Origin of the sequence: Albibacterium bauzanense, from assembly GCF_004339765.1 — a bacterium.
GTDB classification, from domain to species: domain Bacteria; phylum Bacteroidota; class Bacteroidia; order Sphingobacteriales; family Sphingobacteriaceae; genus Albibacterium; species Albibacterium bauzanense.
The window spans coordinates 901,843-913,310 of record NZ_SMGO01000001.1; the positions used below are offsets into that span (position 1 = coordinate 901,843).

Consider the following 11,468-nt stretch of genomic DNA (forward strand, 5'->3'; position numbering starts at 1 on the left):
GCGCGTTAAACATAAAAAGGGTGACCTCTTTCATTAAGAGGTCACCCTTTTCTGTACAAATTAATTTAATACTATCTTACCCTTCATAACAACATGAATACTGCAATAGTAATCGGCTGCTTCTGTTACAGTCATTTTCCATGATCCACCAGCTGGAATTACAGATGAAGTCCACGCTTTCGAGGTTTCTTCTGTCACATCATGGGGCATTATATCTCTATTTATCCATATAATGGTATCTCCTTTATTAACAGTAATACTCTCTGGCACAAACTTCATATCTTTAATTTCAACTGTATGTGTTTTAGGATCTGCCTGGGCAGAAGCACAGCTATAGACCACAAAGGAAATTAATAGCGAACAAATGCAGCTACTTAAAACAAATACAGCCCTTTTCATTATTTAAGATCTTTTTGCACCATTTCTGCATGAGCAAGGTGAGTATTTAATGCAGGCAAAACTTTTTCCAGCAAACCCTTAAGTTCAGCATTCTGACTTTGAGGAATTAATAAACCTGATACCGCTGCAATAACAGCCTTATGATAAGCCACCTCATTATCGATGTATGCTTTATCAAAAGCTTTTCCTGATTTTGCACGGAGGGCTTTTCCTGTCTCTGCAGCATCAGATAGTAATTTTTGACTTACTGCATTACCCTTCGGAGTAACCTTCAATCTGGTAACTAAAGCTACAGCCTGTGCAATAACCGCTTTGTGGTCATTGGTCATTGTTTCAGCAAACTTCAATACCTCTGCATTCTTAGATTTCTCTTTTGCAATAACAGCATAATCGATATCAATTTGATTAGCTGTTACAGCTACTGAAGCTATTTCCGGATCAGTCAGCTTAGGATTTTGAGCAAACGAATCAATATTAAACACAGTAATGAAAGCCAAAGCGATCATTGAAGAATACACTAATTTTTTAAAGTTTTTCATATTAACCTTTTTTAAAAATGATTTTGAATTTATACCTATTAGAGATAGGCTTTTAAAAAAGGGTTACAATATTTACTTAATCATTAGAAGGCTTTTTATTAACCTTCGTAGATTTTGTTGAAGCCAATTGGTTATTCAACAAACTATTACATTTTTCTAAAATATTTATGTATTTATCTTTCCAATATCTTCTTTCATCCAGAAGCTCAGAATAACTTTTAGGAGAGCTGTAATTCACCGGAGGTTCTTGTATTGCCTGAATAACTTCAGGAAAGAACGGCGACATATCTTTATTGATCACTTTGCCTATCTTCAATAAAAAATCAATTGGGATATCTGCCTTATCAAACATTCGGTAAATAGTTGACCTATTAACGCCCATTTGCTTTGCTATCCTACTAATAGGGATATCTCCTTTCCCTATTAACTTTTTTAATATTTCCCCATCGTGTCTCAACATGTTGCAAACATTCAACATAATTCGTCTTATTTATATCACACTAAATCGGGATTAGTTCTATTAAAACAATCAGTTTGATGCTCCCCCGCCACACAAAGACTCTCTATGCAAACACCAAACTAATTGTTTCACAAACAAGGATTAATTAATAGAACTAACGCTTCCCTTTACCATTAGCAGCTCCCCTGCCTCTACCATTCCCTTTATTATTATTATTTCCATTTGAATATACCTTCTTGGCTTGTCCAGGAGGCATTCCATGTGGATGACCCTTAATTACATAATACCGCGGATCATTACTATATCTGATAGCCCTTTGGTTATGTACTTTCTTATATTTTGCATATCGAATTCTGTCATTATTAATGTTCAGATATGCATTCCTTCCATTAACTACTACTTTGTAACCTCTATACAGATCATATCCTCTATATCTGGACGGCAAAGATGCTGAAAAGATCCATCTCCCATTACTCAGATAAACAAACTGTCTTTCAGGCACATAATAATAGCTCTCAATTTCAGGTAAGTAATAGTAATCCACATAATCATAACCAACAGGACCCCATAAAGGCTGCGATCCTATATTTACGTTTATACTAACTTGTGCCGAAGAGCGTAAGGAAACAAGGCTAAATACAACGAAAAATGTTACTATTATTTTTTTCATGATCTCTGTCGATTTACTACATATATAAATAGATGTTCTGAATTACTCTGCTTCTAGTGTAACGATACCTAAACTGGTATTTTGACCTAGTTCAACATTTACATCCGTGATGGTACTATCTCTGTAACCTTCAACAGGAACAAATTTTACTGAATAATTTCCTTCAGCAAGACCACCCACTGTAAACTGACCGGTAAGTGGATCAACCACTGTACCCACTGTGTCGGCTCCTTCAATAACCAATACTTCAGGATGACTCAATAAAGGCATAACTGTTCCAGATATTAAACCTGATGTAGCTGCGGTAAGGCCTCTTACTACTGGTTTAAGCAAATATTTACCATTACCCGCACTTACAATAGATTTTGCGGCATCAAAGTCAAGTACCAAAGAATAAGTTACTCCAGGCACCAATGAAGGGTTCTCTTCAAGTTTAACTTTCCAACCAGATGATTGTCCGCTAGGAGTTGTAAGCTCTTGTGAAACACCGTCAACAACAATCGTATTTCCAGAATCATCCAATACTAACCTAACTTCAGTAATTTCACCACTTGGCATCTCTCCGGAAGCTACCAATATATCAGGATTACTGGTTCCAATTCTAAAATCTAAAATATTAAAGATGTCTGCATCTGCAGTAAAAGTATAAGATTCCTCACCAGAGAATAATACGATCTCCTTAACATTCAGGTTAATTTCATCAAAATTTCCAGGGGCATCAGTCATTCTGACTTCTACCTTGGTTGTTCCTTCTGCAGAACCAATATTCTCTTTTTCGCATCCAGAAAGAATAACAAGTCCTGTAAAAAACAAGGCTACTCCTGAATACATAATTGCATTTTTCATAGTTTTTAGTTTAAATGAATATTCATATTTTCATTACTCAAAACTAAAGCGGGAACATGAAATCAACATGAAATTCTGGATTTATTAGGCCTCAGAATTTCATCTTAATTTCATGTTCAATACTCATCTTTGTTATTATAATACAGATACTGAATAGAATTCAATTGTATATCCTCGATTTTATAAAACAAACTTATTTATATTTACGTAATGGACAGATCATTCATTTTTAAGGCATTATTAAGCTCCATCCTGCTGTTGGTACTGTTTCCACCAGCTTGGGCAAATTCTCTAGAGGGGAAAACCGTTGCCGGCTATTACTTAAAAAACAACCTTACACCTTTAATTGTTGAGAGTGAGTATTTACAACAAGACGATAAACAAATTAAAGGCAAGGAGAAACCAGGCAATAATCAAAAGCCCCAACAACCAGATATTAAAACTGTGCCTAAAGCTCGTAAACAGCCAAGGCCAACTGTGGTAGCTAAGCCCAAGGTTAAACCAAAACCGGTTAAAGTTGTTCGTCCTAAGATTAAAAAACCATAAGGAGCATTCTATGAGGTTCACATCCCTATTAATCTTATTTTTTATGGTTTATATGAGGGTGCAGGCTCAGCAAAACAGCGCACAAAAAACGACATTGACATTAGCCACCCTCTATGGTAGTAACGTTAGTTACTATGGACAGGTTACGAATGAGAAGCTCCCTTATATATTAGCGAATGCAACAATCAGGTTTCCAATCGGATTCTACCTCTCTGCAGGTTCTTACAAGCTATTAAACTACGGACCCGGATTATCCGAAACAGATATTGGCGGCGGTTTTGATTACGATTTTAATGACAGGTTTACTACAGGAGTAGCCTATACACGCTCTTTTTTTCCAGCAAACTCACCATTATTACAAGCCTCTAATGAAAACAATGTAAATTTATCAGCCGGATATACTTGGAACTGGCTCGAAAGTTCATTAAGTGCCGATTACGCTTTTGGCGAACAAGAAGATGTTTTCCTTAGCCTTAGCCATTCAAAGGAGATTGATATTGGCTATCTCTTTAATGAAAAAAACTCACTCTCACTAGAACCTGCAATTGAATTATCGGCAGGTACCAGGCATTTTTATACAACCTACATCATAGAAAAAGGGAAGCGTGACCAAGCTAAGGGAATAATACAAAAACCTAATCCGCCAGGAAATCCAAACTCATCAACTACCACCACTATTGCCTCTAACAACTTCGACTTGCTGTCTTATAACTTTAAACTTCCACTTAGTTTTAGCCGTGCAAATTATATTGCCGAAATTAGTTACCAGCTATCTATTCTGGGACCAAAAGCTGAAGCTGAATTAAAACGTCAACAATCGCTTTTTGGACTAGCATTTTACTATCAACTTTAATTCTAATGAAAGTATTAATTATTGAAGACGAAAAAACACTGGCCTATGAAATGGAAGCTTTCCTGAAAAAAAGCTTTTACCTGTGTGATCTTGCACATAATTTCAGAACAGGATTAGAACAGCTAGAACTAAACAAATACGACTTCATATTAATAGATTTAAATTTACCCGATGGCGATGGGCTTGATATTTTAAAAAGCGCAAAAAAAAGCAATCCGGATGCAGCATACATTATCATTACTGCCAGAACTAACTTAAAAGACCGGGTTAATGGGTTGGATTTAGGCGCCGACGATTACCTCGCAAAACCATTCTACCTTTTAGAACTGCAATCAAGAATGCAAGCCATTACCCGCCGCAAATTTAGCATCACAGAAGAACTATTGCCTATCGGCGAATTCAATGTCGACCTCCAAAAAAGGCTGGTTATATTTAAAGAACAACAGATCGAACTTTCACGCAAAGAATTTGATCTCTTTAGCTACCTTTTACTGCATAAAAACAGGGTATTAACACGAGTTCAGCTTAGCGAACATATTTGGGGTACCTTTGTAAACGACGATTACGATTCAAACTATATCGATGCACATATCAAGAATATCCGTAAGAAATTAAATACATGGGCAGATACTGAATGGCTCGAAACGGTACGTGGTGTAGGCTATAGAATCAAAAAATAGCATGAAATTATCTACTAAACTCACGCTTTTTATTACCGGGTCAAAATTGGCCATTGTATTATTATTCGTTTTAGCACTACCGTTCTTAATTAAACAAATCGCTTCGCAGTACACTAACTATACCTTAAATCAGCAGCGACAAAAAGTACTCGATATCGTAAGCAGAAATGGCTTAGACTACTATTTTCAGGGCGATGACAGCTATGGCAGCTATACCATGCTTAAAGAAGAATTTATAGCCCTGTTACCTGTTGAGCCCAGCCTTAAAATGGATACCATTAAAGATTCTCAACGTCTTATAGAGAGCGACACGCTCAATTACAGAGTTTTAAGCTATACTTTTAACAATGACAATAAAAACTATTTACTAGAAATCGGTAAAACCACAGATAGCATCAATCAGTATAATAAACCCTTACAACAGTTTGCTTTATTTGTGTTGATCACCTTAATTGTCCTAACCATATTGATAGACCTTACCTTTGTTCGTATTTTGGTTCGTCCGCTTGCAAAGATCATAGGAACCAAGTTAACAAACAGGAGATTCCCCTTTAAAGACAAGCAAGAGCAAATTCAAACCAGTACTACCGACTTCAAATATCTCGATGAATCATTAATCCTTTTGATGAATCAGATCAATGAAGCCTTCTATAAGGAAAGAGAGTTCACATCCAACGCTTCCCACGAACTGATGACGCCCATTAGTATTCTTCAAAATAAACTGGAGAATCTGCTTAGCGACGAAAATCTCGACGGACCAACCTCTCTGGCTTTAATAGAGATGATGAAAACTGTAACCAGGCTAAAGAACATTACGAAATCACTGTTATTAATTTCAAGAATCGAAAATGAACAGTATATTAGAGATGACGAAGTTAAACCACTATTACTTTTTAATGAGATCATTGAGGAGATCGACCATCGGTTAGAAGAAAAACACATCAAGATCTTCTTAAACATCTCTCCCGATAGCTCATTAAAAGGAATGAATAAGGATCTGCTATTTCAATTGTTCTTTAACTTGGTTCACAATGCCATTAAGTTTAACCGGGATAAAGGTGAGATCTTTATAAACGACAAATATCTAAACAACGGCGCCTACGAAATCACGATCACAGATACCGGCATCGGGATTCCAAAAGATGATTTAGCCTCTATTTTTGATCGCTTTAAGAAAACAAACCTGCAAGAAGATGTAGGCTATGGATTAGGACTAGCCATCGTGAAAAGCATTAGCATGTATCATCAATTACAAATTAATGTTCAATCGGAGATTGGAAAGGGTACTACCTTTACCATAACATTCCCAAACAATTAATATACCTCAAAGTAATCTGCTATTAGTTTCTTCTGTACTCCCTCAGTGATCACTGAGTAGTATCTGTGTTGAAACAGCCTAATAAACGTAGACTTAACGGAGGGATCACTCGCTCATAACTCAATTACGTAATACAAGTTCTTTACTTGTATTACGTAATTTATATAAAAGTGCTGATTGTATTAATATAAGCATTTATTTCATAAAATAAATCATAACAGGCATTGATGTCTGTATGTTTCAAACAATCACTCCATAACCGACGTTTATAAATCAAATGGTTTGATTATGAGATCGATTTGGAAAGGTTCTATAGGTTTTGGATTGGTAAATATTCCTGTTAAGTTGTATTCTGCTGTGCAGAACAGCAACCTGGATTTAGATATGCTTGATAGCCGTGATCATGCGAAAATCAAGTTCCAACGTATTAATGAGGATACACGAAAAGAGGTTCCCTATGATAAGATTGTAAGAGGCTACTTCTTAGACGATAGATACATTATTCTGGATGAGCATGATTTTGAGGAGGCAGCGCCAGAGAAAACTAAAGTAATTGAGTTAGAGAATTTTGTAGATATCGAAGAGGTAAATCCTATCTATTATGAAACTTCGTATTATTCAGAACCAGAAAAACAAGGAGAAAAAGCCTATGGCCTTCTTTTGAAAGCTTTGGTTAAATCAAAAAAGGCCGGTATCGGTCGTTTTGTATTACGTAATACAGAAAACCTGTGTGTAATTCATCCAATGGAAGATGTTATCGTCATTACTAAAATCAGGTTTCAAGAAGAAATCAGAGATCTATCTGATATTAAGAAAGTAAACGATAAAACTATTTCTACTAAAGAAATGGATGTAGGCTTAGCCTTGATTAAACAATACAGCTCTGATTTTGACATATCAGCGTTTAAGGACACCTATAGTGATGAACTCCTTAAGATTATTAAAGCCAAGGCAAAAGGTAAACGGGCGGTTGTTAAAAAACTTAAACCTCAAAAAGCATCCAGTGATAACCTATACGATCAATTAATGCAAAGTTTAGCAGGCCCTAAGAAAAGAGCTTAACCGCGTCTTTTGATTGCTACTATAATGAAATAAGCATGGCACTTGAAAAATACAAACAAAAGAGGGACTTTTCGAAAACTAAAGAACCGAAAGCTGGTAGAAGTAAAGATAAGAATAAATTGATGTTCGTTATCCAGAAGCATGATGCCTCTCGCTTGCATTATGATTTCAGGTTGGAAATGAATGGTGTGCTAAAAAGCTGGGCGGTACCCAAGGGCCCAACCTTGGATCCGAAGGTGAAACGCCTGGCTATGATGGTAGAAGACCACCCTTTTGACTATCGGAATTTTGAAGGAATAATTCCCAAAGGCGAATATGGTGGAGGAACAGTAATTGTATGGGATCAAGGCTGGTATGAGCCAATTGATTCTATTAAGGGCAAAGAAGCACAAGAAAAATACTTGCTGAGCGAACTTAAAAAGGGCTCGGTAAAAATGAAACTGCATGGTGAAAAACTTAATGGAGAGTTTGCACTGGTAAAAACGCAAGGCATGGGTGAAAACGCCTGGCTATTGATCAAACATGATGATGAGTTCTCTTCGAAGAAAGACGTTACTAAACTAGATTCTTCTATCCTTTCTGGCAAAACCATTGAGATGATGGAAAAGAGCAGTGAAAAAGTTTGGCATAGTAACCGGGAGGAAAAAGTTACTAAACCAGACACTGCCGGCATACTGAAAAAGGCACCAAAATCTGCAATTTTAAAGAATATAAAACCAATGCTCGCCACCTTGGTAGATCATCCTTTTGACGACTCGGACTGGCAATATGAAGTAAAATGGGATGGTTACCGCGCACTAGCCTTTATGAACAAAGGAAAAGTGGAATTGCTTTCGCGTAACAATAAATCATTTAATGATAAATTCTACCCTATTTATCAATTACTTTCCGGACTAAAGTTGAATGCTGTAATCGACGGAGAGATTCTGATATTAAATGAAAAAGGGGTTTCCAATTTCAGTACGTTACAGAACTGGCGAAGCGAGGCTGATGGAGATTTGGTATTCTATGTATTTGATATCCTTTGGTATGAAGGAAAAGACCTTACCGGACTGCCTTTAATAGAAAGACAAGCGGTTTTAAATGAGATTTTGCCAATAGAGGATGATAGAATGAGGATTTCACGGGTTTTTGATGCCAGTGGAATTGATTTTTTTGCTGCAGCTGAACGTATGGGCTTAGAGGGAATTATAGCCAAAAGGAAATCAAGCATCTATATGCAAGGCAACCGTTCTAAAGATTGGCTCAAGATTAAAATCTCGCATAGACAGGAAGTGTTAATTGCCGGATTTACAAAAAACAAGGACACATCTAAACTGTTCAGCTCTTTGATACTGGCGGTCTGGGAAAAGGATGTATTGACCTATGTAGGAAAGGTTGGAACTGGCTTTTCTGATTCTGATCAGAAAGAAATGATGAAACAGTTTAAACCTCTTATCATTTCCAAAAGTCCATTTAAACTGGTTCCGGATGTCAACAAGCCTTCCAGATTTCGACCTCAGCAAATGAATGCGCAAGCCACCTGGATGAAACCAGAGCTGGTATGTGAGATTGCCTATACCGAAGTAACCCAGGATGGAGTTTTTCGCCATCCTTCTTTTAAAGGAATGAGAATAGATAAAAACTCAAAAGATGTAGTACGTGAAACTGCAAAAGATGCAGACGAGATTGTGGAGGAAATAAAAACAGAAATCTCTACAGAAACAAAAGCCTCGACCAATGACAAGCTTTCAGATGCTGTTCGACCATCAAAGGCAACTGCTCCAAAAACACTTTTAAATCCAAAAGACGAAACCCAAGTAAGAAAGGTAAATGGAAAGGAGTTGAAATTTACAAACCTGAGCAAGGTTTATTGGCCAGAAGATGGTGTAACCAAAAGAGAAATGTTTAACTATTATTACCAAGTAGCAGACTTCATCCTACCCTATTTAAAAGACAGGCCTCAATCGCTAAACCGTTTTCCTGGAGGCATACATGGCGAAAGCTTTTATCAGAAAGATGTGAAAGGTAAAGCGCCCGATTGGGCAAAAACCTTCCCCTATACGACAAGTGACGGTGAGCCAAAGGAATACTTGGTTGGTGATGATGTAGCTACACTTTTATGGATGGCCTCTTTAGGTTGTATAGAAATCAATCCTTGGTTTTCGAGGGTGCAATCTCCAGATTATCCGGATTATTGTGTAATTGACCTTGATCCTGACAAGCAACATTTTGACCAGGTGATTGACGTGGCACTCGTTATAAAGAAGGTATTAGACTCTATTGATGTGCCCTGCTTTCCGAAGACCTCTGGCTCTACCGGAATTCATATTTATATCCCGACAAACGCTAAATATACGTATGATCAGACACAGCTTTTTGCCCGGATTATAGTAGGTATTGTGAACCAACAGCTGCCTGATTTAACTTCTTTAGAACGAACAGTCTCTGCCCGTAAAGGAAAAATGTACTTAGACTTTTTACAAAACAGGCCAGGTGCAACCATTGCAGGGCCTTATTCTTTAAGGCCTAAGATTGGTGCTACGGTTTCGATGCCTTTAGACTGGAAAGAGGTGAAACCAGGACTTAAGATGAAGGATTTTACCATTTTCAATACCATGGAAAGATTAAAGAAAAAGGGAGATTTATTTAAGTCGGTTTTAGGTAAAGGAATTGATCTTGAGAAAGCAATTAAAAAAGCAAAGGAGCTATATCCTTAAGATAATACCATTAATCTGCTTTTAATGGTATAAAAACGAAAAAGCTGGAACCAAGCCCCAAATGACTTTCAAAACCTATCCTGCCACCTTGTCGCTCTATAAATTCCTTACACAAAACCAGGCCTAAACCAACTCCTCTTTCATTGTCTGTGCCAAACTCGGGATCTGACTTAATGGAAAAAATATTTTCTTGTTTATCTTGTGAAATACCTCTTCCATTATCACTAACGGTTATCTTACATTCATTCAATATCAATTGAGCATCAATATTAATATGTCCTCCATGCAGAGTAAATTTCACAGCATTGCTAATTAGGTTACGCACCACCAGTTGAAGCATATCAACATCAGCAATAACCATTAACTGAGGTGGAATGCTATAGTTTAAGGATATATCTTTCTTCAATGCATGTATTTTTTCCATCTCCAATGTATCTTCTAACACTGAGAAAAGGTTTACTTCTATTAACTGTACACGAGAACCTTCCATTTGTGATTTCGTCCAATGCAATAAGTTTGAAAACATATCTACGGCATTATTAGTAGATTTGAGCAAAGCTTTCTCTAATACAGGGCGCATTTCACTGTCTATTTCATTTTCATTTAACAATACCAGATAGCTTTGTATATTCAACAACGGTGCTCGCAGATCATGCGATATAATAGACATTAATTTGCTTTTTTCCTGGTTGCTTTCCTCCAACTGATTTTTTTGCAACAAAATCTGCGCATTACTTATTTCAACAGCTATTGTCTTTTCTTCAGCTGCTTTTCTTTCCTTATCATAGCTCCGCCTCATAAAATTAATGATGATGTAAACTGCCACAACAGGCATGGGAAATGCAGTAACACGATCAATAAACTGTCCTTTGCCTGCACTAAAAGGATGTTTTATCAGAAAAGGATAGTAATATTCAACAGTATGCAATATTAAAAAGCACAACAAATATACGATCAGCCATTTGATATGCTGATGGTAAGGAGAAATTGCAAATACAAGTAACAGATAAGCGGGCCATATAAGATCGGTAGATCCGCTGATGCCTGAATTAGAAAAATAATTAACTCCGAAGATTATAATACCTGCTAAACCAAATAATGTACTATTATGCAGTCTACCATGAATCCTGGAATAATAATACTGCTGAAAAAAAAACAAACCAAATATAAGAGCAGACAAGGAGCCAATATATAGTCCGGCAAATAAATTATAAGGAACGTATATTGCGGCTATGATAATCATACCGATACTAAGAGAATGAAAGATCCTGCTCTCTAAAGAAAACATTGACGGACTCCCTATCAGTGCTAACCAAAAAGTATTTTTTTCTTTTAAAGGGTGACCGTTAGGAAGCTGGAAGTTGAATTTGGACATGAATAATATGATCGTAATCTA

12 protein-coding genes are annotated in these 11,468 nt (G+C 36.7%); 6 read left to right on the plus strand and 6 right to left on the minus strand.

Going from position 1 to position 11,468, the window contains the following annotated elements; genetic code table 11:
• Positions 1-60: 60 nt before the first annotated feature.
• The 5 genes from C8N28_RS04090 to C8N28_RS04110 all read right to left on the minus strand — a co-directional run bounded on the left by C8N28_RS04090 (position 61) and on the right by C8N28_RS04110 (position 2,914).
• The gene (locus C8N28_RS04090) at positions 61-399 is read right to left on the minus strand and encodes a plastocyanin/azurin family copper-binding protein (RefSeq protein ID WP_132221782.1); all 339 of its coding nucleotides are present in this window, start codon (positions 397-399) and stop codon (positions 61-63) included.
• The gene (locus C8N28_RS04095) at positions 399-938 is read right to left on the minus strand and encodes a DUF4142 domain-containing protein (RefSeq protein ID WP_221410185.1); all 540 of its coding nucleotides are present in this window, start codon (positions 936-938) and stop codon (positions 399-401) included. The genes C8N28_RS04090 and C8N28_RS04095 overlap by 1 nt, the downstream gene beginning before the upstream one ends.
• A 76-nt stretch (positions 939-1,014) precedes the next feature.
• Positions 1,015-1,398, minus strand: coding sequence for a helix-turn-helix domain-containing protein (locus C8N28_RS04100; RefSeq protein ID WP_165870299.1), 384 nt, complete (start codon positions 1,396-1,398; stop codon positions 1,015-1,017).
• A 154-nt stretch (positions 1,399-1,552) separates the two neighbouring features.
• Positions 1,553-2,068 (minus strand): hypothetical protein, encoded by a 516-nt coding sequence (locus C8N28_RS04105; protein WP_132221786.1) that lies wholly within the window; start codon positions 2,066-2,068, stop codon positions 1,553-1,555.
• A 42-nt stretch (positions 2,069-2,110) separates the two neighbouring features.
• Entirely contained in the window at positions 2,111-2,914 is an 804-nt protein-coding gene (locus tag C8N28_RS04110) for a DUF4382 domain-containing protein (protein ID WP_132221788.1), read from the minus strand.
• Positions 2,915-3,124: 210 nt separating this feature from the next.
• Here C8N28_RS04110 and C8N28_RS04115 point away from each other — a divergent pair, with 210 nt between their 5' ends.
• From C8N28_RS04115 to ligD, 6 genes are all read left to right on the plus strand, one after another.
• Positions 3,125-3,460, plus strand: coding sequence for a hypothetical protein (locus C8N28_RS04115; RefSeq protein ID WP_132221790.1), 336 nt, complete (start codon positions 3,125-3,127; stop codon positions 3,458-3,460).
• 10 nt (positions 3,461-3,470) lie between these two features.
• Entirely contained in the window at positions 3,471-4,313 is an 843-nt protein-coding gene (locus C8N28_RS04120; protein WP_132221792.1) for a hypothetical protein, read from the plus strand.
• 5 nt (positions 4,314-4,318) lie between these two features.
• The gene (locus C8N28_RS04125) at positions 4,319-4,993 is read left to right on the plus strand and encodes a response regulator transcription factor (RefSeq protein WP_132221794.1); all 675 of its coding nucleotides are present in this window, start codon (positions 4,319-4,321) and stop codon (positions 4,991-4,993) included.
• A 1-nt stretch (position 4,994) separates the two neighbouring features.
• Positions 4,995-6,311, plus strand: coding sequence for a sensor histidine kinase (locus C8N28_RS04130; protein ID WP_132221796.1), 1,317 nt, complete (start codon positions 4,995-4,997; stop codon positions 6,309-6,311).
• A gap of 288 nt (positions 6,312-6,599) precedes the next feature.
• Positions 6,600-7,373: a non-homologous end joining protein Ku gene (ku, locus tag C8N28_RS04135; RefSeq protein ID WP_132221798.1), complete on the plus strand. Its 774-nt coding sequence runs from the start codon at positions 6,600-6,602 to the stop codon at positions 7,371-7,373.
• Positions 7,374-7,408: 35 nt separating this feature from the next.
• Positions 7,409-10,072: a DNA ligase D gene (gene ligD / locus C8N28_RS04140; RefSeq protein WP_132221800.1), complete on the plus strand. Its 2,664-nt coding sequence runs from the start codon at positions 7,409-7,411 to the stop codon at positions 10,070-10,072.
• Between the two features lie 10 nt (positions 10,073-10,082).
• On the opposite strand, the gene C8N28_RS04145 is transcribed toward ligD, so the two are convergent.
• On the minus strand, positions 10,083-11,447 hold the full coding sequence (locus C8N28_RS04145) for a sensor histidine kinase (RefSeq protein ID WP_132221802.1): 1,365 nt from the start codon (positions 11,445-11,447) through the stop codon (positions 10,083-10,085).
• Positions 11,448-11,468: the final 21 nt, after the last annotated feature.

Bases quoted from the DNA above. Each gene is read 5' to 3' on its own strand.
- C8N28_RS04115 (WP_132221790.1), top strand. From the start codon at position 3,125: ATGGACAGATCATTCATTTTTAAGGCATTATTAAGCTCCATCCTGCTG.
- C8N28_RS04110 (WP_132221788.1), bottom strand. From the start codon at position 2,914: ATGAAAAATGCAATTATGTATTCAGGAGTAGCCTTGTTTTTTACAGGA.
- C8N28_RS04120 (WP_132221792.1), top strand. From the start codon at position 3,471: ATGAGGTTCACATCCCTATTAATCTTATTTTTTATGGTTTATATGAGG.
- C8N28_RS04090 (WP_132221782.1), bottom strand. From the start codon at position 399: ATGAAAAGGGCTGTATTTGTTTTAAGTAGCTGCATTTGTTCGCTATTA.
- C8N28_RS04100 (WP_165870299.1), bottom strand. From the start codon at position 1,398: ATGTTGAGACACGATGGGGAAATATTAAAAAAGTTAATAGGGAAAGGA.
- ligD (WP_132221800.1), top strand. From the start codon at position 7,409: ATGGCACTTGAAAAATACAAACAAAAGAGGGACTTTTCGAAAACTAAA.
- ku (WP_132221798.1), top strand. From the start codon at position 6,600: ATGAGATCGATTTGGAAAGGTTCTATAGGTTTTGGATTGGTAAATATT.
- C8N28_RS04125 (WP_132221794.1), top strand. From the start codon at position 4,319: ATGAAAGTATTAATTATTGAAGACGAAAAAACACTGGCCTATGAAATG.
- C8N28_RS04095 (WP_221410185.1), bottom strand. From the start codon at position 938: ATGAAAAACTTTAAAAAATTAGTGTATTCTTCAATGATCGCTTTGGCT.
- C8N28_RS04105 (WP_132221786.1), bottom strand. From the start codon at position 2,068: ATGAAAAAAATAATAGTAACATTTTTCGTTGTATTTAGCCTTGTTTCC.
- C8N28_RS04145 (WP_132221802.1), bottom strand. From the start codon at position 11,447: ATGTCCAAATTCAACTTCCAGCTTCCTAACGGTCACCCTTTAAAAGAA.
- C8N28_RS04130 (WP_132221796.1), top strand. From the start codon at position 4,995: ATGAAATTATCTACTAAACTCACGCTTTTTATTACCGGGTCAAAATTG.